Below are 26,492 nucleotides of genomic sequence, written 5' to 3'. Positions count from 1 at the left end.
TCCAATTAAGTTGCACCTTGTCGCATTTACCGACGACGACAACTTTTTTGCTCCTTTTTGGAGCAAGAAATCCACCCGCCAGAATTAAATGCACCAAGGCAATACGGGAGCCAGGAGGCAATATTGATTTCCTGACGAGCTGCTATTTATTCCAGCGAAAAAAGGGTTGCACCCGGTTGCACCTATTTCGGCGCACGGATAATCTTGCCGCCAGCTGATGCCACACGTGCGTGGCAAACATGAGGATAAAAATATGGCTACCACCACCCTCGGGGTCAAACTCGACGACCCAACCCGCGAGCGCCTCAAGGCCGCTGCGACCTCGATCGATCGTACGCCGCACTGGCTGATCAAGCAGGCGATTTTCAATTACCTGGAAAAACTCGAGGGTGGTGCAACCCTGACCGAGCTGAGCAGTGTCACCACCAAGGACGGCGACGACGCCGGCGATGTGCTGACCGATCACGCTCACCAATGCTTCCTCGAATTTGCCGAGAGCATCCTCCCGCAATCGGTGCTGCGCGCCTCGATCACCGCTGCCTACCGCCGCCCGGAACCGGAAGTGGTGCCGATGCTGCTGGAGCAGGCGCGTCTGCCGGCCGCCACCGCCGAAGCCGCCAACAAGCTGGCCGCCTCGATCGCCGAGAAGCTGCGTAACCAGAAGAGTGCCGGTGGCCGTGCCGGTATCGTCCAGGGCCTGCTGCAGGAGTTCTCCCTGTCGTCCCAGGAAGGCGTGGCACTGATGTGCCTGGCCGAGGCCCTGCTGCGCATCCCCGACAAGGGCACCCGTGACGCACTGATCCGCGACAAGATCAGCACCGGCAACTGGCAGCCGCACCTGGGCAACAGCCCGTCGCTGTTCGTCAACGCCGCCACTTGGGGCCTGTTGCTCACCGGCAAGCTGGTGTCGACCCACAACGAGGCCGGCCTGACCTCCTCCCTGAGCCGCATCATCGGCAAGAGCGGCGAGCCGATGATCCGCAAGGGCGTGGACATGGCCATGCGTTTGATGGGCGAGCAGTTCGTCACCGGCGAAACCATCGCCGAAGCCCTGGCCAATGCCAGCAAGTTCGAAGCCAAGGGCTTCCGCTACTCCTACGACATGCTCGGTGAAGCGGCACTGACCGAGCACGACGCGCAGAAATACCTGGCGTCCTACGAGCAGGCCATCCACTCCATCGGCAAGGCCTCCCACGGTCGCGGCATCTATGAAGGCCCGGGCATCTCCATCAAGCTCTCGGCGCTGCACCCGCGCTACAGCCGCGCCCAGTACGAACGCGTAATGGAAGAGCTGTACCCGCGCCTGCTGTCGCTGACCCTGCTGGCCAAGCAGTACGACATCGGCCTGAACATCGACGCCGAGGAAGCAGACCGCCTGGAGCTGTCCCTGGACCTGCTGGAGCGCCTGTGCTTCGAGCCGCAGCTGACCGGCTGGAACGGCATCGGCTTCGTGATCCAGGCCTACCAGAAGCGCTGCCCGTACGTCATCGACTACGTCATCGATCTGGCCCGCCGCAGCCGTCACCGCCTGATGATCCGCCTGGTGAAGGGCGCCTACTGGGACAGCGAGATCAAGCGCGCCCAGGTCGAAGGCCTGGAAGGCTATCCGGTCTACACCCGCAAGGTGTACACCGACGTTTCCTACATCGCCTGCGCACGCAAGCTGCTGTCGGTGCCGGAAGTCATCTACCCGCAGTTCGCCACCCACAACGCCCACACCCTGTCGGCGATCTACCACATTGCCGGTCAGAACTATTACCCCGGCCAGTACGAGTTCCAGTGCCTGCACGGCATGGGCGAACCGCTGTACGAGCAAGTGGTGGGCAAGGTTGCCGATGGCAAGCTGAACCGTCCGTGCCGCGTGTACGCACCGGTCGGCACCCACGAAACCCTGCTGGCCTACCTGGTACGCCGCCTGCTGGAAAACGGCGCCAACACCTCCTTCGTCAACCGCATCGCCGACCAGTCGATCTCGATTCAAGAGCTGGTGGCCGACCCGGTGGCGCAGATCGAGCAGATGGCCACCCTGGAAGGCGGCTTCGGCCTGCCGCACCCACGCATTCCGCTGCCGCGTGACCTGTATGGCAGCGAGCGCGCCAACTCCGCCGGCATCGACATGGCCAACGAACACCGCCTGGCGTCGTTGTCCTGCGCCCTGCTGGCCAGCGCTCACAACCACTGGAAAGCCGCGCCAATGCTCGGTTGCGCCGCCAGCAGCGAAACCCCGGCGCCGGTCCTCAACCCGTCGGATCATCGCGATGTGGTCGGTCACGTCCAGGAAGCCACGATCGAAGACGTCGACAACGCCATCCAGTGCGCGCTGAACGCCGCGCCGATCTGGCAGGCCACGCCGCCGGCCGAACGCGCCGCGATCCTGGAACGCGCCGCCGACCTGATGGAAGCCGAGATCCAGCCGCTGATGGGCCTGTTGGCCCGCGAGGCCGGCAAGACCTTCGCCAACGCCATCGCCGAAGTGCGTGAAGCCGTGGACTTCCTGCGTTATTACGCGGTGCAGGCCCGCAATGACTTCAGCAACGACGCCCACCGTCCGCTGGGTCCTGTGGTGTGCATCAGCCCGTGGAACTTCCCGCTGGCGATCTTCAGCGGCCAGGTCGCCGCCGCCCTCGCCGCCGGCAACCCGGTACTGGCCAAGCCGGCCGAACAGACCCCGCTGGTGGCGGCCCAGGCCGTGCGCCTGCTGCTCGAAGCCGGGATTCCTGAAGGCGTGCTGCAACTGCTGCCGGGCCAGGGCGAAAGCGTCGGTGCCCGCCTGGTCGGTGACGAGCGCGTCAAGGGCGTGATGTTCACCGGTTCCACCGAAGTCGCGCGCCTGCTGCAGCGCAACATCGCCGGGCGCCTGGACAACCAGGGTCGGCCGATCCCGCTGATCGCCGAAACCGGTGGCCAGAACGCCATGATCGTCGACTCCTCGGCCCTGACCGAACAAGTGGTCATCGATGTGGTGTCCTCGGCCTTCGACAGTGCCGGCCAGCGTTGCTCGGCCCTGCGCGTGCTGTGCCTGCAGGAAGATTCCGCCGACCGCGTGATCGAAATGCTCAAGGGCGCCATGGCCGAAAACCGCCTGGGCAACCCGGAGCGCCTGTCGGTGGACATCGGCCCGGTAATCGACGCCGAAGCCAAGGCCGGCATCGAGAAGCACATCCAGGCCATGCGCGACAAAGGTCGCAGCGTGTACCAGATGGCCATCGCCGACAGCGAAGAATGCAAGCGTGGCACCTTTGTCATGCCGACCCTGATCGAACTGGAAAGCTTCGATGAACTGCAGCGCGAGATCTTCGGTCCGGTGTTGCACGTGGTGCGCTACAAGCGCAAAGACATCGACCAACTGATCGCCCAGATCAACGCTTCCGGCTACGGCCTGACCCTGGGTGTGCACACCCGGATCGACGAAACCATTGCCAAGGTGGTGGACAACGTCAACGCCGGTAACGTCTACGTCAACCGCAACATCGTCGGTGCCGTGGTCGGCGTGCAGCCGTTCGGCGGCGAAGGCCTGTCGGGCACCGGCCCGAAAGCCGGCGGTCCGTTGTACCTGTACCGCCTGCTGTCGACCCGTCCGGTGGATGCCATCGAGCAATCCTTCGTTCGCGCCGATGCGGCCAACGCCCCGGACCTGCGCCTGCGCGAAGCCCTCGGCAAGCCGCTCAACGCCCTGCAAGCCTGGGCCGAGAGCAGCAAACTGGTGGAACTGGCGACCCTGTGCAAACAGTTCGCCAGCCAGTCGCAAAGCGGTATCACCCGCCAGCTGAACGGCCCGACCGGCGAGCGCAACAGCTACGCCATCCTGCCCCGCGAGCACGTCCTGTGCCTGGCGGAGGTCGAGGGCGACCTGCTGACCCAACTGGCGGCCGTACTGGCCGTCGGCGGTTCGGCAGTCTGGCCGGAAAGCGACCTCAGCAAGGCGCTGTTCGCCCGTCTGCCCAAGGACGTGCAAGCACGCATCCAGCGGGTGGCGGATTGGACCAAGGACGACGTGGTATTCGACGCGGTCCTGCATCACGGCGACTCTGACCAACTGCGCGGCGTTTGCCAGCAAGTGGCCCAGCGTGCCGGCGCCATCGTCGGCGTCCAGGGCCTGTCCCAGGGCGAGACGGCGATTGCCCTGGAACGCCTGGTGATCGAGCGCGCCCTGAGCGTCAACACCGCAGCGGCCGGCGGCAACGCCAGCCTGATGACCATCGGCTGAAGCCGATAGTCAGCACCATGAAAAAGAGCGCCCTCAGCGGCGCTCTTTTTTTGCCCGATGCAATGTCCTGTAGCCGCTGCCGCAGGCTGCGATCGGCCGCAACGGCCGTAGCGACTTCATTGCAGCCAAAGTCCCGGCGGGACTTATCGCAGCCTTCGGCAGCGGCGACAGGGGCTGCGCCTGTTTGGCATCTTTATCACCCAGATCAATCTTGCTATTCAGCCTTTATTCACGCGCCTAGACTCGGCCCATTCCCCAGCCAACAGGTATGCCGCCATGTCCGAGACGCTGCTCAGTTCCCGCAATCTGGCTTTCGAACTGTATGAGGTGCTCGACGCCGAAGGTCTGATCCAGCGCGAGCGGTTTGCCGAGCACAATCGCGAAACCTTCGATGCCGCCCTGGGCACCGCGCGCAACATCGCCGAGAAGTACTTCGCCCCGCACAACCGCAAGGGCGATGAACACGAGCCGCGCTACGAGGATGGCCAGGCGGTGCTGATCCCTGAAGTGAAACCGGCGGTGGACGCCTTCCTCGAAGCCGGCTTCCTCAACGCCGCGCGCAGTTTCGACGCGGGCGGCATGCAGCTGCCGACCCTGTTGTCCCAGGCCTGCTTCGCCCACTTCCAGGCGGCCAACGCGGCCACGACTTCCTACCCGTTCCTGACCATGGGCGCGGCCAACCTGATCGAGAGCTTCGGCACCGACGAACAGAAACACCGCTTCCTGCAGCCCATGATCGATGGCCGCTTCTTCGGCACCATGGCCCTGACCGAGCCCCATGCCGGTTCGTCGCTGTCTGATATCCGCACCCGCGCCGAACCGGCTGCCGACGGCAGCTACCGGCTCAAGGGCAACAAGATCTTCATCTCCGGCGGCGACCACCCGCTGTCGGAAAACATCGTGCACATGGTCCTGGCCAAGCTGCCGGACGCGCCGCCCGGGGTGAAGGGCATTTCCCTGTTTATCGTGCCCAAGTTCCTGGTCAACGATGACGGCAGCCTGGGGCCGCGCAACGACGTGCTGCTGGCCGGGCTGTTCCACAAGATGGGCTGGCGCGGCACCACTTCCACCGCGCTGAACTTCGGCGATAACGGTAATTGCGTGGGCTATCTGGTGGGCAAGCCCCATCACGGCCTGAGCTACATGTTCCAGATGATGAACGAAGCACGGATCGGCGTCGGCATGGGCGCGGTGATGCTGGGTTATGCCGGCTATCTGTATTCATTGGAATACGCTCGCGAGCGTCCGCAAGGTCGCCTGCCGGACAGCAAGGACCCGACCACCGCACCGGTTGCCATCATCCAGCACGCCGATGTGCGCCGCATGCTGCTGACCCAGAAGGCCTATGTTGAAGGCGCCTTCGACCTGGGGCTGTATGCGGCGCGGCTGTTCGATGACACCACCACCCTGGCCAGCGAGGCCGAGCGCCAGCAGGCCCATGAACTGCTGGACCTGCTGACGCCCATCGTCAAGTCCTGGCCTTCGGAGTTCTGCCTCAAGGCCAACGAGCTGGCGATCCAGATCCTCGGTGGCCACGGCTACACCCGGGAATACCCGGTGGAGCAGTACTACCGCGACAATCGCCTGAATCCGATCCATGAAGGCACCCACGGCATCCAGTCCCTGGACCTGCTGGGGCGCAAGCTGGCGCAGAACGGCGGCGCCGGGCTCAAGCGCCTGATCCGCCTGATCGCCGAGACGGGCGAGCGGGCCCGCGCCCATGCGTCGCTGGATGCCCTGCGCCTGCCTCTGGAGCAGCTGGTGACGCGCCTGCAGAGCGTGACCCTGGGTCTGCTGGGCGACCTGGCCAGCGGCAAGGTCACGGCGACCCTGGCCAACTCGGCGCTGTATCTGAAGGCCTTCGGCCACGCGGTGATCGGCTGGCGCTGGCTGGAACAGGCCATCAGGGCCGAAGAAGGACTGGCGCGAGGCCATGCCGGGGACCGGGATTTCTATCACGGCAAACTGCAGGCCGCGCGCTACTTCCTGACCTGGGAAGTGCCGGGCTGCCAGCATGAACTGACCCTGCTGGAAGCACGGGACGCCACCTGCCTGGAGATGCAGGACGCCTGGTTCTGAGGCCGAGGCGGCCTGTCACACCGCAGCGCTATTCGCTGGCAAGCCAGCTTCTAGCAGAAGGCTCATTCCACACCTGTAGGAGCCGGCTTGCCGGCGCAAGCCTCAGGCCTGGCACAGCGCACAGGCGGTTCGCTGCCAGGCCCGCGCCCCTTCGCTCAGTGCAGCTTGAAACCACCCACCTGGCGCGCCAGGTCTTCGGCCAGGCGCTGCAGGGTCTGGCAATCCTCACGACAGGTGTGCACTTCAGCCGCGGTGGCCCGGGCCAGTTCGGAAATGCCCTGAACATTGCGGTTGATCTCTTCGGTCACCGCCGACTGTTCTTCCGTGGCAGTGGCGACCTGCTGATTCATGTCGCTGATACGCTCCACCTGCCCGGTGATCGCCGTCAGTGAGGCCCCGGTCTGCTGGCTGGACTGAACCCCGGTGCCGGTGGCCGATTGCCCCGCATGCATCGAGGACACGGCGTTCTCCGCCCCCTGCTTGAGGCCCTGGATCATCTGCTGGATCTCATCGGTGGAGGTCTGGGTACGCTGGGCCAGGGTCCGGACTTCATCGGCCACCACCGCAAAGCCACGGCCCATTTCCCCGGCCCGAGCCGCCTCGATGGCAGCGTTGAGGGCCAGCAGGTTGGTCTGTTCGGAAACCCCGCGGATCACCGCCAGCACCTGATCGATGGAGGCCACCTGTTCCGCCAGTTCGCCCACGGCACCGGCGGCCAGAGCGATTTCACCGGACATGCTCTCGATATGCCGAATCGAACCGCCTACCACGTCCTGGGCCTGCTGGGCTTCATCCCGGGCCGCCTGGGAAGCGTCCGCCGCCTGCCCGGCATTGCGCGCAATGTCCTGCACGGTAAGCCCCATCTCATGTACCGCAGTGGCCACCATGTCGGTCATTTCCTGCTGCCGGCCGGAGCGCTCGGCGGTGTTCTCCACCACCGCCGCCACCTGGCTCACTGAGGAACGCAGGCGTTCGGTGGTGGCCAACACCTCACCGATCATGCCGCGCTGGCTGTCGAGAAAACGGTTGAAACCCCGGGCCAGATCCCCCAGCTCGTCGGCACGGCTGGCATCCAGGCGCAGGGTCAGGTCGCCACCGCCGCTGCCGATGGCCACCAGCCCTTCGGTCACCTGTCGCACCGGACGTACCAGGCCACGGGCCAGCAGTACAACCAGCAGTAGGCAGACGCCGGCGATGCCCAGGCCGATCAGACTGGTGAGCCAGATCGCCCGGTGCGCCTCGGCGTAAATCTGCGCCTGCGGTACCTCGGCCACCAGGCTCCAGCCAAAGCCGCGCAGCGGCAGGCTCAGGGCCAGGTAGTCTTCGCCGTCACGCTCGAAATGACTGCTGGTCAGCCCCTCGTGTCCCATCAGCGCCTCGGCGGCGCTCGCGCCGATCTGCTCGGACAACTGTCGCTTGCCACTGAATTCAGCGTCCGGATGCACCTGGATCAAACCATCGTTGCGCACCAGGAACACCCGGCCACGCTCGCCAAAGCTGTAGTCGTGAATCAGTTGCGACAGCTCGGTCATGCGCAAGCCCAGGCCGGTGACCCCCACCAGCTCACCGTCTTTCTCGACCCGGTAGTTGATGAACAGCGCCAGCTCGCCACTGGCAACATCGACATCGATGTTCAGCACCCGCGGCTTGCCGCTGTCGATAAAGCGATAGAACCAGACATCCTTCGGATTATCCCGACTCAGGGTCCGGTCCAGGCCTTTCTGGTTGTAATAGTGATGGCTGAGCGGGCTGGCCATCATGGTGGTGAAGGCCTGGTTCTCGGCGCGGATGTCTTCCAGGTAGCTGATGAAGCTCTGCGCCCGGGCCGGGTCTTCGCCTGCCGCCAGCCAGTCGCGCAGCATGCCGTTGCCGGCCAGGTCACGGGCGGCGGTCAGAGGTTGGGTCAGAATGCGCTCGATATCGTTGCGCATGGCTTCGATGCTCGAAGGTAGCGCCCTGTCCACCAGGTAGCTCTGGGTCAGGTGATTGATCAGCACCGTGTAGATCGCTACGACCACCAGCAGACTGACCAGCAGGGCCGAACCCATGCTGAGGATCAGTTGCCATTGAATACTGCGTCGCCAGAATTGCATGGAACACCTCTTTCTTATGGTTATAAGAGGCTGAGATACCGCGCCAGCCGCGGGAAGTTGTATACAAACAATGCTTCTGCTTGTCCAACCCATTACCCGTCAGCTGTGTGCACTTCCATCAATTCTGTTGAATGGTCTTGGCGATCACCTCGACGGTGGCGCTCACCTGCTCCTGATAACGCTCAAGCGCCTGGGCGTGCTGCTTTTTCATTTCGATCTGCTGCGAACACAGGTTCATCGCTGCCAGCACCAGCAGGCGCTCGCCAATCAGCGTCGGGTATTTTTTCTTGGTGTCGGCCAGGGCCGCCTTGAGCATCAGCGCGGCGTCCATGAGGGTCTGTTCCTCACCGGCCGGCGCCTTGATCGAGTAATCCTCGCCCAGGATCGAGACCACCTTCACCCCATCGATGTGATGTCTCATGGGTTGGCCGGGCTCGCACTGACGCGCTCAACCAGAGCCTGGATGCGGGCGGCGGTAGCGCCCTGTTTTTCTTCCTGTTCCATGAGGCTCAACTGCAGGCTTTCGTTTTCATCCTTGGCCTGGGCCAGTTGCTCCTTGAGGGTTTCGTTCGTGCCGAGCAGCTCCTGGTTCTGTACCACCAGGTCACTGACCAACTGTTCCAATTGGCTGAGGGATGCTTCCAACATTTTGATCTTCCGGGCTGTTTGCAAAGGGCGCGTACGATAAAGAAAAGTCACCTTGGATACCAGGGATATCCAGGCGCAAGGCCTTGATTTTACTGGCGATGACCCTCACGCGAGAGCTGTTAGAGACTGTCATTCGCGCCTCGGGTTCCTGACGTTCGGTCGGATGCTTCGGACTTTTACGAATTATCCCAACAGGTGATCAGACTTTTCTGAAATCACTCCCGGCGATTCAAGAAGCGTTTTTTCAACGCGATAGCACAGGTACTTCCCAGACCCAATCGCGCAAGCCGCGCACATCCGAGGTAGGTTCAATGTCCCTGCGCACCCTGAATATCGCTCCGAGAGCATTCCTCGGCTTTGCCGTGATCGGTTGCTTGATGCTGTTTCTCGGGATCTTCGCTCTGAGTCAAATGAGCAAGATCCGCGCAGCCACCGAACGCATCACCCAGGACACCATTCCCAGCATCAAGAGCGTCGACGATTTCACCCAACTGAGCCTGCGCCTGCGGGTCCAGGCCTACCGGCTGCTGCTCAACCGCGACCCCGAGGAACAGCAAAAGACCCTGGACTCCATCCGCCAGCGCAACCAGAAAATCGATGAAACCCGGGCCCGCTACCAGGAGCTCATCAGCAGCCCGGAGGAGCAGGCCGCTTACGATCAGTACATGGAACTGCTGACCCACCACCGCCAACTGGAAGGTCAGTTGATCGAGCTGTCGCACAACAACCAGCTCGAAAGCATGCAGCAGCTGCTGAACACCGAGCTGATGGCCAGCGCCGAAAAGATCAACGCCCTTCTCAATCAACTGGTGGACATCAACACCCACTACTCCAGCGCCGCCGATCAAGAGGCGGCCGAGCAATACGCCACCGCCTTCAATCTGGTGGTGACGCTGCTGGTAATGGCCACCGCCCTGACCCTGGTGTTTGCCTGGCGGCTGATTCGCAGCATTACCCTGCCGATCGACAACGCCCTGCATGCGGCCGAAGCGATCGCCGAAGGCAACCTGACCCAGCCGATCACCGTGGATGGCCGCGACGAAGCCGGCCGCCTGCTGCAGGCCATGTTGACCATGCAGGAAAAACTGCGGGACACCCTGCAGCGCATTTCCGGTTCCGCCGGCCAACTGGCCTCGGCCGCCGAGGAGCTCAACAGCGTCACCGACGAAAGTGCTCGTGGCCTGACTCGACAGGACAATGAAATCGAGCAGGCGGCTACCGCGGTCAATGAAATGACCAGCGCCGTGGAAGAAGTCGCGCGCAATGCAGTGAGCACTTCCGAAGCTTCGCAAAACGCCACCCAATCCGCCGGGGACGGACGGGACAAGGTGCAAGAAACCGTCTCGGCCATCGAACGCATGACCGGTGACGTGCAAGACACTGCCAGCCTGATCGGCGAGCTGGCCAACGAGTCGCGGGACATCGGCAAGGTACTGGACGTGATTCGCGGCCTGGCCGACCAGACCAACCTGCTGGCCCTCAACGCCGCCATCGAAGCCGCCCGTGCCGGCGAGGCCGGCCGCGGCTTTGCCGTGGTCGCCGACGAAGTCCGTGCCCTGGCGCACCGCACCCAACAGTCCACCAGTGAAATCGAACGCATGATCGGCAGCATCCAGAGCGGCACCGAGCAGGCGGTGGAGTCGATGCGCAACAGCACCGAACGTGCCGACTCGACCCTGAACATCGCCCGCAGCGCCGGCCAGTCCCTGGACACCATCAACAGCGCCATCAACGAAATCAACCAGCGCAACCTGGTCATTGCCAGCGCCGCCGAAGAACAGGCCCAGGTGGCTCGGGAAGTGGATCGCAATCTGGTGAACATCCGTGACCTGTCGGTGCAGTCCACCACGGGTGCCAACCAGACCCGCTCCGCCAGCAGTGAACTGTCGATCCTGGCCGCTGACCTGAACAATCTGGTGACCCGCTTCCAGCTGTAAACGCCCTTCTCCCGGCTCCAGGGCTCTATTACGGGCCTGGGGCCGATGCAGTCAGCCGTTGACACTCCCGGCCCGATGCATAGCCAAAAGGCTAAATCCACGGCGCGACTCAAGACTTTAGTCGTACGACCGATAAGTCACGGTAGATCAGTCTCAAGCCCCCGCACGGATGCGCCCTTTTTGGTACTCACCATGTCCCTACGCAATATGAATATCGCTCCGCGGGCCTTCCTCGGCTTTGCCATGATCGGCGGCTTGATGCTGATCCTGGGGGTGTTCGCCCTGAACCAGATGAGCAAGATCCGCGGCGCCGCCGAGGACATCACCCAGAACAGCGTGCCGAGCATCAAGAGCCTCGACGAGTTCACCCAGCTGACCCTGCGTCTGCGGGTGCTGTCCTATCGTTTGCTGGTCAACCGTGAACCCGATGTCCAGCAAAAGACCATCGAACTGCTGGACATGCGCAACCAGCAGATCCGCGCCGCCCAGGTCACCTACGAGAAGTTCATCACGAGCCCCGAGGAAAAGACCGCCTACGAGCAGTACGTCCAGTTGCTGACACAGTACCGGCAGATCGAAGAGCGGATGAGGTCCCTGTCCCGCGGCAATCAGGTGGAAGAGCTGCGCAACCTGCTCAACACCGACCTGCTGAACAACTCGGAAGCCATGAACACCGTGCTCAACCGCCTGATGGAGATCAACACCCAGCAGACCGTCGACACCAACCAGCAGGCCGCCGAACAGTACTCCTCGGCCTTCAACCTGGTGGTGGCCCTGCTGGTGCTGGCCACCGGCCTGACCCTGCTGTTCGCCTGGTTGCTGACCCGCAGCATCACCGTACCGATCGCCAACGCCCTGAGTGCCGCCGAAGAAATCGCCGAAGGCAACCTGACCCGGCCGATCAAGGTCGACGGCAATGACGAAGCCGGACGCCTGCTGCGCGCCATGGCCAAGATGCAGGAAAAACTGCGGGACACCCTGCAGCGCATTTCCGGCTCCGCCACCCAACTGGCATCGGCAGCCGAAGAGCTCAATTGCGTCACCGAGGAAAGTGCCCGTGGCCTGACCCAGCAGAACAACGAAATCGAGCAAGCCGCCACCGCAGTCAATGAAATGACCAGCGCCGTGGAAGAAGTGGCACGCAACGCCGTGAGCACCTCGGAAGCCTCGAAGAACGCCACCTCCTCCGCCGGCGACGGTCGCGATCTGGTGCAGGAAACCGTGTCCGCCATCGAGCGCATGAGTTCCGACGTGCAAGGCACCGCCAGCCTGATCGGCGACCTGGCCAACGAGTCGCGGGACATCGGCAAGGTACTGGACGTGATTCGCGGCCTGGCCGACCAGACCAACCTGCTGGCCCTCAACGCCGCCATCGAAGCCGCCCGTGCTGGTGAGGCCGGTCGTGGCTTTGCCGTGGTCGCCGACGAAGTGCGTGCCCTGGCGCACCGTACCCAGCAGTCCACCAGCGAAATCGAACGCATGATCGGCAGCATCCAGAGCGGCACCGAGCACGCGGTGGACTCCATGCGCAACAGCACCGAGCGCGCCGAGTCGACCCTGAACATCGCCCGTGGCGCCGGCCTGTCGCTGGACACCATCAACAGCGCCATCATCGAGATCAACGAACGCAACCTGGTGATCGCCAGCGCCGCCGAAGAACAGGCCCAGGTGGCCCGGGAAGTGGACCGCAACCTGGTGAACATCCGCGACTTGTCGGTGCAGTCGGCCACCGGCGCCAACCAGACCAGTGCAGCCAGCAACGAGCTGTCGCGACTGGCCGTGGACCTCAACAGCATGGTCGCGCGCTTCAGCCTCTGAAGCCGCTCGCCAGCCCCGCAACACGCCGGTAAATCGGCGCCGGAATTCACACCAGAAAAATCCGCCACTGTCATCAAAAGCTTTTTGACAGTGGCGCATTTCAACAGGTTAGAATCGCTGGCACGCAGACTGCATGGTCAGTTTGCGCCCGCCTTTTTCGCTCTGGAGTACTGCCTTTGAATGCGACGACCATCAACAGCCTGTTCTTGATCGGCGCGTTGCTGGTAGGTGCGAGCATTCTGGTGAGCTCACTTTCATCCCGTCTCGGCATCCCGATCCTGGTGATCATCCTCGCCGTGGGCATGAGCGCCGGAGTCGACGGCGGCGGCATCATCTTCAACAACTACCCGACCGCCTACCTGGTGGGCAACCTGGCCCTGGCCGTGATCCTGCTGGACGGCGGCCTGCGCACCCGGGTCGCGAGTTTCCGCGTGGCCCTGTGGCCGGCGCTGTCCCTGGCCACGGTGGGGGTGTTGATCACCACTGGGCTGACCGGCATGGCTGCCGCCTGGCTGTTCGACCTGAACCTGATCCAGGGGCTGCTGATCGGTGCCATCGTCGGCTCCACCGACGCCGCGGCGGTGTTCTCCCTGCTGGGGGGCAAGGGCCTCAACGAGCGGGTCACCGCCACCCTGGAGATTGAGTCCGGCAGTAACGACCCGATGGCGGTGTTTCTCACCGTGACCCTGATCGACATGCTCGCCAAGGGCCACACCGGCTTGCACTGGAGCCTGCTGGGGGACCTGATCCGCGAATTCGGTATCGGCGCGTTAATCGGCCTGGGGGGCGGCTGGCTGATGCTGCAACTGGTCAATCGCATTCATCTGGCCAACGGCCTGTACCCGATCCTGGTGGTGGCCGGCGGTCTGGTGGTGTTCGCCCTGACCAACGCCCTGCACGGTAGCGGTTTCCTCGCCGTGTACCTGTGCGGCCTGGTGATCGGCAACCGCCCGGTGCGCAGCCGCCACGGCATCCTGCACATGCTCGACGGCATGGCCTGGCTGGCACAGATCGGCATGTTCCTGGTGCTGGGGCTGCTGGTCACCCCACACGATCTGCTGCCCATCGCCCTGCCGGCCCTGGGCCTGGCGCTGTGGATGATCCTGTTCGCCCGGCCGCTGTCGGTGCTGGTGGGGCTGGCGCCGTTCAAGGCCTTCCACGGCCGGGAAAAGGCCTTTATCTCCTGGGTCGGCCTGCGTGGCGCGGTGCCGATCATTCTCGCGGTGTTCCCGTTGATGGCCGGGCTGCCCAACGCCCAGCTGTACTTCAACCTGGCGTTCTTTATCGTGCTGATCTCGCTGCTGGTCCAGGGCACCAGCCTGCCGTGGGTGGCCAAGTGGCTCAAGGTCACGGTGCCGCCGGAGCCAGCACCGATTTCCCGGGCGGCCCTGGAGGTTCACGTCACCAGCGAGTGGGAACTGTTCGTCTACCGCCTGGGGGCGGAAAAATGGTGCATCGGCGCCGCCCTGCGGGAGCTGAAAATGCCCGAAGGCACACGGATAGCGGCCCTGTTTCGCGGCCAGCAACTGCTCCATCCGTCGGGTAGTACCGTGCTTGAGGCCGATGACTTGCTGTGCGTGATCGGCCATGAACACAACCTTCCGGCCCTGGGCAAACTCTTCAGCCAGGCGCCGGAGCGCGGGCTGGACCTGCGCTTCTTCGGCGACTTCGTCCTCGAAGGCGACGCCCAGCTGGGCGCGGTGTCGGCGCTCTACGGGCTCAAGCTCGACGGCCAGGACGCGGACATGCCGCTGGGGGCGTTCATCGCCCAGAAGGTCGGCGGTGCACCGGTGGTCGGCGACCAGGTGGAGTGGAACAACACCATCTGGACCGTGGCGGTGATGGACGGGAACAAGATCGGCAAAGTGGGCGTCAGATTCCCCGAAGGAAGTCGCCCCGGCCCCGGCCTCTTCCTCTAAACTGCGGAGCGCGTCAGACCTGGTCGCGACGCGTCCCCCCCATTTCTAGTTGCTTGACCGACTTCTATGCCTAACTTGCGTAAATTTTTCGCTGTTGCCCTGCTGGGCCTGAGTCTCTCTGTCGGCGCCGCACAGGGCGGCGATCCGCCCAGTGCCGAGTCGGTCCAGCAAAGCCTGGACAAGATCGCCGAACGCAAATTGCCGGAAGCCGATCAGAAGGCGCTGCAGACCCTGCTGCAAAACACCCTGAATCACCTGAACAACAAGCAGGACTACGAGCGGCGCCTCAACGACCTGCGCCAGCAATTGAGCAACGCGCCGCGCCAGACCACGGAAAACCAGCGCGAGCTGGCACGCCTGAAGGCCAGTAAAGTCGTACCGGTGGCCCAGCGCTATGGCTCGCTGGCGGTGTCGCAACTGGAGCAACTGCTGAGCGAACGCACCACCTTGCAAGGCGAGCTGCAAAAGGCCCTGGCCGACGCCAACACCCTGACCATCACCGCCCAGACCCGTCCCGAACGGGCCCAGGCGGAAATCAGCAGCAGCCAGACCCGCATCCTGCAGATCAACGCCGCACTCAAGTCCGGCAAGGACGGCGGCAAGCTGCTCGGCGCCGATCAACGCAATCTGCTGAATGCCGAACTGGCGGCGATCAACGCCCTGATTCCCCTGCGCCGCCAGGAACTGGCGGGCAACAGCCAGTTGCAGGACCTGGGCAGCAGCCAGCATGACCTGCTGATGGAAAAGACCGCGCGCCTGGAGCAGGAAATCCAGGACCTGCAAACCCTGATCAACCAGAAGCGCCTGGCCCAGTCCCAGGAAACCGTGACCCAGCAGTCCATCGAGGCGCAGAAGGCCGGCAGCAGCAGCCTGCTGACCACCGAAAGCGCCACCAACCTCAAGCTCTCCGACTACCTGCTCAAGAGCACCGACCGCCTCAATGAACTGACCCAGCAGAACCTGCAGACCCGACAGCAACTGGACAGCGTGACCCAAAGCGACGCGGCCCTGGACGAGCAGATCAACGTGCTCAAGGGCAGCCTGCTGCTGTCGAAGATTCTCTACAAGCAGAAACAGGCCTTGCCACGCCTGAAGCTGGATCGCGACCTGGCGGACGAAATCGCCGATATCCGCCTTTATCAATTCGAGGTCAACCAGCAGCGCGAATTGCTGGGCAGCCCCAGCACCTACGTCGACAACCTGCTCAAGAGCCAGCCGCCGGAGCAGGTCACGCCGCAACTGCGCCGGACCCTGATCGAGCTGGCCATGACCCGCGTCGATCTGCTGGAGCGCCTGAACCGCGAGCTCAGCGCCCTGCTCAATGAATCCATCACCCTGCAACTGAACCAGAAACAACTGTTGAGCACGTCCCAGAGCCTGCGGGCGACCCTCGACGAGCAGATGTTCTGGATTCCCAGCAACAAGCCTCTGGACGCCGAGTGGCTGCAGGACGTCCCTCAGCGCCTGGAGAAACAGGTCACCACCCTGCCCTGGGCCTCCAGCCTCAGTGAGCTGACCGACGGTCTGGCGCAGCGGCCGCTGCTGTTCCTGCCCCTGGCGCTGCTGATCGGCGCCCTGCTGTGGCGGCGCAAGAACCTCTATGCGCGCCTGAACAAGGTGCACAAGGACATCGGCCACTTCAAACGCGACAGCCAGTGGCACACGCCCCTGGCGATCCTGGTGAACATTCTTCTGGCGATGCCGGTCACCCTGGCCCTGGCGCTGTGCGGCTATGCCCTGCAGATCGATGCCCGGGGGCAGAACGCCAACCTCGGTGCGGCGCTGCTGCAGATCGCCCAGGCCTGGCTGGTGTTCTACACCGCCTATCGGATACTCGCCCCCGGCGGCGTGGCCGAACTGCATTTCCGCTGGGAAAAACCCCAGGTGGAATTCCTCCAGGGCTGGGTCCGGCGCCTGGGGCTGGTGGTCCTGGCGCTGGTGGCCGTGGTGGCGGTGGCCGAGCACCAGCCCGCAGCCCTGGCCGATGACGTGCTCGGCATCGCCGTGGTGCTGACCTGCTACGGGCTGATGGCCTGGCTGCTGAGCCGCCTGTTGCTGAGCAGCCCGGCCCACGAGAATGCCTCGCTGTTCCGCAAGGCGTTGGGCCTGCTATTCACCCTGCTGCCAATCGCCTTGTTCATCGCCGTGTGCTTCGGCTACTACTACACCGCGCTGAAGCTCAGCGACCGCCTGATCAACACCCTGTACCTGCTGATGTTCTGGCTGGTGATCGAGGCTACCTTCGTCCGCGGACTCGGCGTTGCAGCACGGCGCCTGGCCTACCAGCGGGCCCTGAGCAAACGCCAGGCGGCCAAGGAAGCCGGGGAAAGCGGCGACGCAGTGGTCGAAGAGCCGACCATGGACATCGAGAAGGTCAACGAACAATCCCTGCGCCTGATCCGCCTGGCCCTGCTGGGCGGCTTCATCGCCGCGCTGTACTGGGTCTGGTCGGACCTGATCACGGTGTTCTCCTACCTGGACAACATCACCCTCTACGAATACACCAGCGGCACCGGCGCCAACATGAGCATGGTGCCCATCAGCATTGGCGACGTGATCGGTGCGCTGATCATTGTCGGCATCACCCTAGCCCTGGCGCGCAACCTGCCAGGCCTCTTGGAAGTGCTGGTGCTGTCCAAGCTGAATCTGGCCCAGGGCAGCGCCTACGCCACCACCACCCTGCTGTCCTACGCCATTGCCGGAATAGGTTTCGTCTCGACCCTGGCCACCCTCGGCGTCAGTTGGGACAAGCTGCAGTGGCTGGTGGCGGCCTTGTCGGTGGGTTTGGGTTTCGGCATGCAGGCGATCTTCGCCAACTTCATCTCCGGCATCATCATCCTGTTCGAGCGGCCGGTGCGCATCGGCGACACCATCACCATCGGCAACCTGTCGGGCACGGTGAGCAAGATCCGCATCCGCGCCACCACCATCACCGACTTCGACCGCAAGGACATCATCGTCCCCAACCAGACCTTCATCACCGGGCAACTGATCAACTGGTCGCTGACCGACACCGTGACCCGGGTGACCCTCAAGCTCGGCGTCGACTACGGTTCGGACCTGGACCTGGTCAAGGAGCTGCTGCTCAAGGCCGCCCGGGACAACCCGCGGGTGCTCAAGGAACCGGAGCCTCAGGTGTACTTCCTCAACTTCGGTGAAAGCACCCTGGACCACGAACTGCGCATGCACGTGCGCGAGCTGGGGGACCGCAACCCGGTGGTGGACGAGGTCAACCGCTTCATCAACCGCGAGTTCAAGAAGCAGCACATCAACATCTCGTTCCGGCAGATGGAGGTCTACCTGAAAAACCTCCACGGCCAGGAATACAAGATGGTGCCCATCGAGCCGGAGGCCAAGACCATCGTCCCGGTGCCCGGGGGCAAGCCGCTGCAGGAACCGCCGCCCGGCAAACTCGACTAAGGCCCCTATCCCTAGCAGAATGCTCGGACATTCTGCTGGGAGATGGCCGTTGAAAGCCCTCGACGAACTGACCTTCGACAACCGCTTCGCCCGCCTGGGCGACGCCTTCTCGACCCACGTACTGCCCGAACCCCTCGACAACCCCAGGCTGGTGGCCGCCAGCCCGGCGGCCATGGCGCTGCTGGACCTGGACCCGGCCGTGGCCGAAAGCCCGGTGTTCGCCGAACTGTTCGGCGGGCACAAGCTGTGGGCCGAGGCCGAGCCCCGGGCCATGGTCTATTCCGGGCATCAGTTCGGTTCCTACAACCCGCAACTGGGGGACGGTCGCGGACTGCTACTGGGCGAGGTCTACAACCAGGCGGGAGAACACTGGGACCTGCACCTGAAGGGCGCCGGGCAGACGCCGTATTCCCGCATGGGCGATGGACGTGCCGTATTGCGCTCGTCGATCCGTGAATTCCTCGCCTCCGAGGCCCTGCATGCCCTGGGCATCCCCAGCAGCCGCGCCCTGTGCGTGATCGGCTCGGACACCCCGGTATGGCGCGAGAAACAGGAACGCGGGGCGATGGTCCTGCGCCTGGCGCCGAGCCATGTCCGCTTCGGGCATTTCGAGTACTTCTACTACACCAAGAAACCCGAACAGCAGAAGCAGTTGGGAGAGCATGTGCTGGCCCTGCATTTCCCCGAGTGCCTGGAGCAGCCTGAACCCTATCTGGCGATGTTCCGCGAGATCGTCGAACGCAACGCCGAACTGATCGCCAAATGGCAGGCCTACGGTTTCTGCCACGGAGTGATGAACACCGACAACATGTCGATCCTGGGCATCACCTTCGACTTCGGCCCGTTCGCCTTTCTCGATGATTTCGACGCCCACTTCATCTGCAACCACTCCGATGACCAGGGCCGCTACTCCTTCAGCAACCAGGTACCCGTCGGCCAGTGGAACCTCAGCGCCCTGGCCCAGGCCCTGACGCCATTCATCAGCGTCGAGGCGCTGCGTGAGGCCCTGGGCCTGTTCCTGCCGCTGTACCAGGCCCATTACCTGGACCTTATGCGTCGGCGCCTGGGCTTCACTCAGGCCGAGGACGACGACCAGAAGCTGGTGGAACGCCTGCTGCAACTGATGCAGAACAGCGGCGTCGACTACAGCCTGTTCTTCCGCCGCCTGGGGGAGCAAGCGCCGGACCAGGCGCTGGCCCGGCTGCGGGACGATTTCGTCGACCGCGACGGCTTCGATGCCTGGGCCGAGCAATATCGGCAACGGGTCGCCCGCGATCCGATCCAGGGCCAGGACCTGCGCCGGGAGCGCATGCACGCGGTCAACCCGCTGTACATCCTGCGCAACTATCTGGCGCAGAAGGCCATCGACGCCGCCGAGTCAGGCGATTACTCGGAGGTGCGTCGCCTGCATCAGGTGCTGAGCCGGCCTTTTGAGGAGCAAGAGGGCATGCAAGGCTATGCCGAACGTCCGCCAGAGTGGGGCAAGCACCTGGAAATCAGCTGCTCGTCCTGACTCAGGCGAAGGTCTCCATCGACAGCTTGAAGCGCTCGGCCAGCCAGCGGATCTGCCGCAGGTTGAGCTGGCGCTTGCCGCTGAGCACTTCCGAGACCACCGACTGCGCGCCCACCCCGGGCAGGTCGCTTTGAGTCAGGCCATGTTCACGCATCAACGAACGTAGAACCTCCACTGCGCTGACCGCCGGCATCGGATGGTGCTCTTCGTCGTAGGCCTCGATCCAGTCACCCATGATGTCCACCAGCGAAGCCAGTGGGTGCGATTCGTCTTCGCCCATGATGTCCAACAGCTCATCGAGTACCAGGGCCAGCGCGTCGTAATCGGCCTCGCTCTTGGGTTTGCGCAATATGGGCGCAACGAACGGCCAGTGCTCCGCCGCTTGCTTAACCTGAAGACTCATTGTGATTCCTCCTTCCACAGCCCCTTGTCCTATTCGCCGTGATCCAGCACATGCCTGATATAGAGGCGCTGCCCCCCATAGCGCACGATTGCGATCAGCCTCAGTTTGTTGCCGCCAAGGTCGAAAACATGAAAGCCCCCGACCTTGTCTAGCGCCGGGAACAAGGCCTTCATATCGGCGAAATCAGCCGGCCTGGCGCCTTTGGCCTTGCGATACCAGGTATCCAGCGCCCGCGCGACTTGCGGCCATTGCTCCTTGGCCTGCCGGATACGTTTTGCGGTGACGATGTGCATGCAATGTCCCTATCGCATAGTGCTATTAACGTTAGATGCGAGCATTAGATATCTCAAGATGCTATATCCGCGGCCAGTCCAGCGGTGCTCACGTGCTTCAAGCCTAGACAGCCAACGAACGGGCTTGCCGAGCAGTGTGTGAGCGATTGCGACGGACTCATGAGCTTCGACCAACGCCTCAGCCGTCGTGCACAAAAACGCCAAACACAAGATTGCGCATGGACCCGTCGACAGCGGATACGGATAATGCGCAACCCTGATTTCCAGTACCTGCAAGGATGCGCATGAACCTGTTCCTGACCCTGGTCGCCGGAGTCTTCACCGCCATTGGCCTGGTGTCGGCGATCATCTACCTGAGCCGCCGCGCCAAGTACCGCATGAACCTGCAGGACCTGCGCCTGCACGGCAAACCGCACCGCACCATCACCCAGGTCGAACTGGACGAACTGGCCAAACAGACCGCCAGCCTGCAGCGAATCCAGGGCCGCGGCGGCATGTCTTACCAGCCGGTCAGCGACCACGTCTACCTGATTGGCGGCGGCGCCGGGAGCGACAGCATCGAGCTGCAGTCCCAGACGCTGAAGCACATGTCGATCGGCGGCATCCCCGTGGAATTCCCCTACCCGATGGAAAATTTCCTGACCACCAAGAACCAGGCCGAAGTGGTGATCGCCAAGAAGTTCGCCGTGGTCATCGCCCTCAACGGGCATCGCCTGGCCCAATGACACACAGAAGGCCTGGCTGCCACTTTCACCGCTCGCCCCTGCCACTAACCCCGTCGATGCCCTGCAAGAGTCCACCATGAAAACTCGCTACCTGCTGCTGTTACCCCTGCTGCTCTGGCTGACCGGGTGCAAGGAAGACTTCGCCACCCTGCACTTCCAGGACTCGGTGCGCTCCGATCCCAAGGCCGGCCCGCAATTCTCCGACCAGTTGGTGCACGAGGCGTACAAGCAGAGTATTTACACGGCGCTCAGCGCCCAGGGCCTGGACCCGGATGCCATCGCCCTGGAGCGCGACAAGGAGGATGACAAAGTGATCCACCTGCGCCTGCTGGACTACTCCCTGAGCCCGGAACAACGGGGCCGCCTCAAGGCCGTCTTCGAGCAGGTCACCCGCGCGCGCAATGCCAGCTCCATGAACCTGCACCTGGAGTTGGACAACGCCCAGGCCAGCGTTACCCCATCCGGCCCCAGCGGCCTGCCGGACAGCATCGATGCCACCCTCAAGTTCGACCCGACGTTCGAGATGCTGCTGGACCGCAGCTACGACGACAGCCTGCGTGCCATCGTCAACCGCAGCGAAATCGAAGGCCCGGTCAGTTGCAAGATCACCGCACACCTGACAATGCCCACGCGCTTGAAATTGATCGGCTACGAAGCCCTTGAACAGGACAACAGCGAGCGCGGCCTGATCTCCTTGCTGACCCGCAGCGGCAGCATCGCCAAGGTACCGCTCAAGGTGCATTTCGATGACCCGGACCTGAACCGGCACATGCAGCAAAAAACTATCCAGGCCTGGCCTTCCAGCTCGAAAAGCACCCAGCCCGCGCCGGTGCCCCTTGACGAATTCGCCATCGTCATCGGTTCCATCGGTGTCCAGACCCTGACCTCAGCCCTGCCCTTCGACACCCGCAAGGACGAGCTGCAAGCGCTGTGCGATCAAAAGATGCAGGCCCTGGGTCGGCCATTCACCTTTCAAATAGGCCGGACCCTGGATCGCTTGACCCGCGTCGACTACCGCTAAGCGCCATTGCGCAACAAGGACCTCCATTGAACCGACGCCTCTACACCGCAGCCCTGCTGCTGATGCTGCTGACCGGCTGCAAGCAGACCTACCTCACCCTGCACTTCCAGGACACCGTGGGTAACCCCAAGCAGGCCCAGATCGTGCCGTACTTCGCCGAAACCATCACTCAGATGGCCGCCGGGATCGGCATCGAGCCTGACCAGATCGGCCTGGAGATGGACCGCAAGGACGACAAGACCCTGCATATCAGCCTGGACAGCGCCGTGCCCGAAACCCAGCGCCAACGCCTGCAGGAGCTGTTCAGCGAGATTGTCGAGGCGCGCGCAGCCGGCACCTTCGAAGCCGTTCTGGAGATCGCCCCGGAAATCGGGAAATACACCAACCCCGAGTACCGCAAAAGAGCCATGGCCTTGCCGCGGCGCTTCTCGCTGGCGCTGGAGCCGGTGAAATACGCCGATGTGCTGTTTCATTACTCGATGGAGGAATTGATCAGCGGCAAGCTCTCGGCCACCGGCACGCCCAACGAGGCGTTTTGCCAATACCAGGCCACCCTCCAGGCACCGGGCATGCCGTTCAGCCAGATGGGCAGCAAGGCCGGGAGCGGACCAGGGGATTACAACGTGTATCTGGAGTGGAAAGACAACAAGCGCGAACCGGCGCAGTTCTTGTTCGGCAACATCAGGTTCGCCAACCCCACGCTCAACCAGATGCTGTTCGACAAACGCATCCAACTGTCCGCGATCAAGACCTCCTGGGGCACGCGAGTGGATCGCCGGGCCGACCGCGTCGGCTTCAGTGTCGGTTCCCTGGGCTTGCAGTACCACGAGGATGGAGAGATTTCTCCGTTGCAACACATAGGCTTCATGGGCAAGTGCGAGGGCATGGCCATGGACCTGGGCCGGCCCTTTACCTTTTACATCGGCCGCTCCATGGATCGTCTGGTCAGCGTCGAGCTGGCCCCGCCCAGCACGTGAAGCCATGGCGGCGCCGACTTGATATTCACCCTGGGCGCCGCCATTTAAGGCGCTCTACCCTGTTTGCGGAGCCCAACCATGTCCGAGCCACTGCTGATTCCCTGCCCGCACTGCAACGGTCTGAACCGTATCCCCGGCGAGCGCCTGGGCGATCAGCCCAAGTGCGGGCGCTGCAAGGGTGAGGTGTTGCTGAGCAAACCCTTTGACTTGCAACAGGGCGACTACGCCAGCCAGATCAAGGGCGACCTGCCGTTGCTGGTGGATGTGTGGGCTGACTGGTGCGGACCGTGCAAATCCTTTGCGCCGATCTTTGCGCAGGCCGCCGCGCAACTGAGTGGCAAGTGCCGGCTGGCCAAGCTGGACAGTGAAGCCAACCCTCAGCTCTCGGGGCAATTGGGCATTCGCTCGATTCCCAGCCTGATCCTGTTCAAGAACGGCCGGGAAGTGGCCCGCCAGAGCGGCGCCCTGCCCTTGCCGCAACTCTTGGGCTGGTTGCGCAGCCAGGGCATCTGAACACGCCCTGACAGGAGACTTGCACTCCTGCCACCGCGGCGCCGAGTTCAGGCGTTTTCCAGCAGGTTGTGCAGATCGACGAATTGCTGGGTCAGCTTGTGTCGCGAATCGAGATAGATCAGCGGCAGGCTGGCCTGGTGGGATTCACGCATGCGCACCGAGCTGGCCAGGTACACCGGCAGCACCGGCAACCCCTCGCTGATCAGTTCGTCGAGCATCTGTTGCGGCAGGCTGGCCCGCGCCTGGAACTGATTGACCACGATCCCCTCGACCTGCAGGTCCTCGTTGTGGTCTTCCTTCAACTCTTCGATCTCCGCCAGCAGGCCGTACAGCGCCTGACGGGAGAAGCTGTCGCAGTCGAAAGGAATCAATACCCGATCAGCGGCGATCAACGCCGAAACCGCATAGAAATTCAGGGCCGGCGGGGTGTCGAGATAGATCCGGTCATAGTCCTCGGCCAATTCGTCCAGCAACTTACGCAGCTTGTTGATCTTGTGCTTGGCCTCAAGCTTGGGCTGCAGATCCGCCAACTCGGCGGTGGCGGTCACCACATGCAGGTTGTCGAACGGCGTCTCGTAGATATCCACCTGGTTCTTTTTCGAGAAGGGCCCGGAAGACAGGGTCTGCTTGAAGAAATCGGCAATGCCCATGGGAATGTCATCGCCGGTCAGGCCGGTGAGGTACTGGGTCGAGTTGGCCTGGGCATCCAGATCCACCAGCAAGGTGCGATACCCCTCGCTGGCGCTGACCGCCGCCAGATTGCAGGCAATACTGGACTTGCCCACGCCACCTTTCTGATTGAACACCACTCGCCGCATGTCTAAACCTCCGTGTATCAAAGATCACCGAGTGTAGTAGTCCTGCGCGCCCGTTAGCTACCTCGGCAACACAAGAGTTTCCCAACCTCCGCCACCCCTGGAACAGGCGACGCAAAGCCTCGGCGCCGAGGGATCGGGGCGCAAAGGAAACTCGATAGTGGCAAATAGACACCCATGATCGCGGCAGATTCGACGCTTTTGCGACCAACAGCCCAAGCAGCATTTGCTACAAGCCAGTCGCACCGGGATAATGCGCGCCACTGACGCCTTCGCGTCATCCAGGTCAATCGCCAATCGAAGCGATACACCGCGTCAAGGAAGCCCGCAGGGGCGGGATGAAATCAAGTGATCAAGTTCAACATCGCTCAATGGCGTGCATGGGCCCCTGGGCTCGAAAGCGTGGACGCCTGGCAGGCCTGGAGCCGTCAGCCGACCCTGCCCGAGAGCAGCGATGCCGCTCCCGATGTGTCTTTTCTGCCCGCCATGCAGCGCCGCCGTCTCAGTCGCCTGGCGCGCATGGCTTTCAGCGTTGGCTGGCCCCTGGCCGAAGGCCTCGAGCAATTGCCGCTGGTGTTCATTTCCCGGCACGGCGAAACCCCGCGAACCTTCGAGATCCTCAGCGACCTGGCCGCCGAGCAGCCGCTGTCGCCCACCCAGTTCAGCCTCTCGGTGCACAACGCGGTGATCGGCCTGTGGTCGATCATGCGCGGCGAAACCAGTGAAATGACTGCCCTGGCCGCCGCCGGCGACGGCCTGGAACACGGCCTGCTGGAAGCCGCCACCCTGCTGGCGGACGGCGCTCCCCATGTACTGCTGGTGATCACCGAGGAACAGCCGCCCGAGGCCTACGCCAGCTGGATCGACGACGTGCCGTTTCCCTATGCCCTGGGCCTGTTGCTGACCCCAGGCGACGACTGGCAACTGTCCCTGGACAGCCACGACAGTCAAATCCCCAAGACCCAGTGGCCCCATGCCCTGAACCTGCTGCGAACCCTGCTCGGCTCGCAGACCTTTTGCCAACATGCCTGGATGAATCGTGTATGGACCTGGCAACGCAACCACTGAGCGCCAAGGGCCGCAATGCCTACTACTGGCGCCTGCTGGCCACCGGTCTGAGCTTTGCACTGTTCGGAATAGGTGGTTTGTGCCTGCGCCTGGTGATTTTCCCGCTCCTGGCCTGCCTGCCCGGCGACGCCGCGAGCCATAGCCGGCGCGCACGCCGGACCGTCAGTCGGCTGTTCTGGCTGTTCATCCGTTTCATGGCCAAGAGCGGCGTGCTCACCTACGAAGTCCAGGGCGCCCACCTGCTCGGCCGTCCGGGGCAGATGATCATTGCCAATCACCCGTCGCTGATCGACGTGGTGTTCCTGATCGGCCTGGTGCGCGATGCCAACTGCGTGGTGAAGCAAAGCCTGTGGGACAACCCCTTCACCCGCAGCCCGGTGCGCGCCACCCAGTACATCAGCAACGACGGCAGCATGGACATGCTCGACAGCGCCTCCGGGGCGCTGCAAGCAGGCCAGACCCTGATCGTCTTTCCCGAAGGCACCCGTACCCAGCCGGGCGCCGCTCCCGCCTTTCATCGGGGGGCCGCGGCGATTGCCCTGCGGGGTGCGAAAATCATTACCCCGGTGGTGATCAAGGTCAGCCCCACCACCCTGACCAAGGCCGAGCCCTGGTATCGCATTCCGCAACGCCGTGTGCACTTCAGTTTTCACGTCGGTGCCGATATAGACCCACAGACCTTTGCCGCCCAAGGCCCCGCGCCTCAGGCGTCGCGCAAGCTCAATGAGCACTTGCACCACTATTTCATCAAGGAGCTCGCCAGAGATGAGCGATACACACCCGGATCTGATGCTTGAAATCAAACTGCTGATCATCGACGCCCTGGGCCTCGAAGACATCAGTGCCCAGGACATCGGCAACGATCAGACCCTGTTCGGCGAAGGCCTCGGCCTGGACTCGGTGGACGCCCTGGAACTGGGGCTGGCGATCCAGAAAAAGTACGGCATCAAGATCGATGCCGACGCCAAGGACACCCGCAACCACTTCAGTAACGTGGCGAGCCTTGCGGCGTTCGTCACTGCAAAACAGGCAGCTTGAGAACC

Annotated in this window: 20 protein-coding genes and 2 pseudogenes; 15 read left to right on the top strand and 7 right to left on the bottom strand. The window is 63.3% G+C overall.

Annotated elements, in window-relative coordinates:
• The first annotated feature begins 253 nt into the window (after positions 1–253).
• Positions 254–4,207 (top strand): trifunctional transcriptional regulator/proline dehydrogenase/L-glutamate gamma-semialdehyde dehydrogenase, encoded by a 3,954-nt coding sequence (gene putA, locus DWF74_RS18515; protein ID WP_102882051.1) that lies wholly within the window; start codon positions 254–256, stop codon positions 4,205–4,207.
• 276 nt (positions 4,208–4,483) lie between these two features.
• Positions 4,484–6,286 carry an acyl-CoA dehydrogenase gene (locus DWF74_RS18510; RefSeq protein WP_115581458.1) on the top strand — a complete coding sequence of 601 codons (1,803 nt, stop codon included), beginning with the start codon at positions 4,484–4,486 and terminating at the stop codon, positions 6,284–6,286.
• A gap of 155 nt (positions 6,287–6,441) precedes the next feature.
• On the opposite strand, the gene DWF74_RS31050 is transcribed toward DWF74_RS18510, so the two are convergent.
• The 4 genes and pseudogenes from DWF74_RS31050 to DWF74_RS18495 form a co-directional block, all read right to left on the bottom strand.
• Positions 6,442–7,149, bottom strand: a complete 708-nt coding sequence (locus DWF74_RS31050) for a methyl-accepting chemotaxis protein (protein WP_394304650.1) — start codon at positions 7,147–7,149, stop codon at positions 6,442–6,444.
• 207 nt (positions 7,150–7,356) lie between these two features.
• Positions 7,357–8,217: pseudogene (locus tag DWF74_RS31045) on the bottom strand (cache domain-containing protein); the annotation flags it as partial.
• A gap of 280 nt (positions 8,218–8,497) precedes the next feature.
• A complete protein-coding gene (locus tag DWF74_RS18500) occupies positions 8,498–8,800 on the bottom strand; it encodes a cell division protein ZapA (protein WP_102862843.1) in 303 nt (100 codons plus the stop codon).
• Complete coding sequence (locus tag DWF74_RS18495; protein WP_102862842.1) at positions 8,797–9,027, bottom strand: hypothetical protein; 231 nt, start codon at positions 9,025–9,027, stop codon at positions 8,797–8,799. Before DWF74_RS18495 ends, DWF74_RS18500 begins: the two co-directional genes overlap by 4 nt.
• A gap of 311 nt (positions 9,028–9,338) precedes the next feature.
• On the opposite strand from DWF74_RS18495, the gene DWF74_RS18490 reads away from it, so the two are divergent.
• The 6 genes and pseudogenes from DWF74_RS18490 to selO all read left to right on the top strand — a co-directional run bounded on the left by DWF74_RS18490 (position 9,339) and on the right by selO (position 19,634).
• A complete protein-coding gene (locus tag DWF74_RS18490; RefSeq protein WP_102862841.1) occupies positions 9,339–10,964 on the top strand; it encodes a methyl-accepting chemotaxis protein in 1,626 nt (541 codons plus the stop codon).
• Positions 10,965–11,009: 45 nt separating this feature from the next.
• A pseudogene (locus DWF74_RS31040) lies at positions 11,010–11,879 on the top strand (MCP four helix bundle domain-containing protein); the annotation flags it as partial.
• A gap of 30 nt (positions 11,880–11,909) precedes the next feature.
• Positions 11,910–12,782: a methyl-accepting chemotaxis protein gene (locus tag DWF74_RS31035; RefSeq protein ID WP_371826195.1), complete on the top strand. Its 873-nt coding sequence runs from the start codon at positions 11,910–11,912 to the stop codon at positions 12,780–12,782.
• A gap of 176 nt (positions 12,783–12,958) precedes the next feature.
• Entirely contained in the window at positions 12,959–14,701 is a 1,743-nt protein-coding gene (locus tag DWF74_RS18480; RefSeq protein WP_102862839.1) for a potassium/proton antiporter, read from the top strand.
• A 66-nt stretch (positions 14,702–14,767) separates the two neighbouring features.
• Positions 14,768–18,121, top strand: a complete 3,354-nt coding sequence (gene mscK / locus DWF74_RS18475; RefSeq protein WP_102862838.1) for a mechanosensitive channel MscK — start codon at positions 14,768–14,770, stop codon at positions 18,119–18,121.
• Between the two features lie 49 nt (positions 18,122–18,170).
• A complete protein-coding gene (gene selO, locus DWF74_RS18470) occupies positions 18,171–19,634 on the top strand; it encodes a protein adenylyltransferase SelO (RefSeq protein WP_102862837.1) in 1,464 nt (487 codons plus the stop codon).
• 1 nt (position 19,635) lies between these two features.
• On the opposite strand, the gene DWF74_RS18465 is transcribed toward selO, so the two are convergent.
• Both DWF74_RS18465 and DWF74_RS18460 read right to left on the bottom strand, forming a co-directional pair.
• The gene (locus DWF74_RS18465) at positions 19,636–20,037 is read right to left on the bottom strand and encodes a helix-turn-helix domain-containing protein (protein ID WP_115581456.1); all 402 of its coding nucleotides are present in this window, start codon (positions 20,035–20,037) and stop codon (positions 19,636–19,638) included.
• 29 nt (positions 20,038–20,066) lie between these two features.
• The gene (locus DWF74_RS18460) at positions 20,067–20,330 is read right to left on the bottom strand and encodes a type II toxin-antitoxin system HigB family toxin (protein ID WP_115581455.1); all 264 of its coding nucleotides are present in this window, start codon (positions 20,328–20,330) and stop codon (positions 20,067–20,069) included.
• A 284-nt stretch (positions 20,331–20,614) separates the two neighbouring features.
• Here DWF74_RS18460 and DWF74_RS18455 point away from each other — a divergent pair, with 284 nt between their 5' ends.
• From DWF74_RS18455 to trxC, 4 genes are all read left to right on the top strand, one after another.
• On the top strand, positions 20,615–21,055 hold the full coding sequence (locus tag DWF74_RS18455; RefSeq protein ID WP_115581454.1) for an IgaA/UmoB family intracellular growth attenuator: 441 nt from the start codon (positions 20,615–20,617) through the stop codon (positions 21,053–21,055).
• 76 nt (positions 21,056–21,131) lie between these two features.
• The gene (locus tag DWF74_RS18450) at positions 21,132–22,076 is read left to right on the top strand and encodes a hypothetical protein (RefSeq protein WP_102862833.1); all 945 of its coding nucleotides are present in this window, start codon (positions 21,132–21,134) and stop codon (positions 22,074–22,076) included.
• A 26-nt stretch (positions 22,077–22,102) separates the two neighbouring features.
• On the top strand, positions 22,103–23,053 hold the full coding sequence (locus DWF74_RS18445) for a hypothetical protein (RefSeq protein ID WP_115581453.1): 951 nt from the start codon (positions 22,103–22,105) through the stop codon (positions 23,051–23,053).
• A 78-nt stretch (positions 23,054–23,131) separates the two neighbouring features.
• Positions 23,132–23,566 (top strand): thioredoxin TrxC, encoded by a 435-nt coding sequence (trxC, locus tag DWF74_RS18440; RefSeq protein WP_102862831.1) that lies wholly within the window; start codon positions 23,132–23,134, stop codon positions 23,564–23,566.
• A gap of 47 nt (positions 23,567–23,613) precedes the next feature.
• On the opposite strand, the gene DWF74_RS18435 is transcribed toward trxC, so the two are convergent.
• Entirely contained in the window at positions 23,614–24,384 is a 771-nt protein-coding gene (locus DWF74_RS18435; RefSeq protein WP_102862830.1) for a ParA family protein, read from the bottom strand.
• 345 nt (positions 24,385–24,729) lie between these two features.
• Here DWF74_RS18435 and DWF74_RS18430 point away from each other — a divergent pair, with 345 nt between their 5' ends.
• The 3 genes from DWF74_RS18430 to DWF74_RS18420 are packed head-to-tail and all read left to right on the top strand — an operon-like array spanning position 24,730 to position 26,487.
• Positions 24,730–25,449 (top strand): beta-ketoacyl synthase chain length factor, encoded by a 720-nt coding sequence (locus tag DWF74_RS18430; protein WP_115581452.1) that lies wholly within the window; start codon positions 24,730–24,732, stop codon positions 25,447–25,449.
• Entirely contained in the window at positions 25,425–26,246 is an 822-nt protein-coding gene (locus tag DWF74_RS18425) for a lysophospholipid acyltransferase family protein (RefSeq protein ID WP_102862828.1), read from the top strand. Before DWF74_RS18430 ends, DWF74_RS18425 begins: the two co-directional genes overlap by 25 nt.
• A complete protein-coding gene (locus DWF74_RS18420; protein WP_011058851.1) occupies positions 26,215–26,487 on the top strand; it encodes a phosphopantetheine-binding protein in 273 nt (90 codons plus the stop codon). Before DWF74_RS18425 ends, DWF74_RS18420 begins: the two co-directional genes overlap by 32 nt.
• Positions 26,488–26,492 lie beyond the last annotated feature (5 nt).

Source organism: Pseudomonas protegens (genome assembly GCF_003363755.1).
GTDB classification, from domain to species: domain Bacteria; phylum Pseudomonadota; class Gammaproteobacteria; order Pseudomonadales; family Pseudomonadaceae; genus Aquipseudomonas; species Aquipseudomonas danubii.
This window is presented reverse-complemented; position numbering and strand designations above follow the sequence as displayed.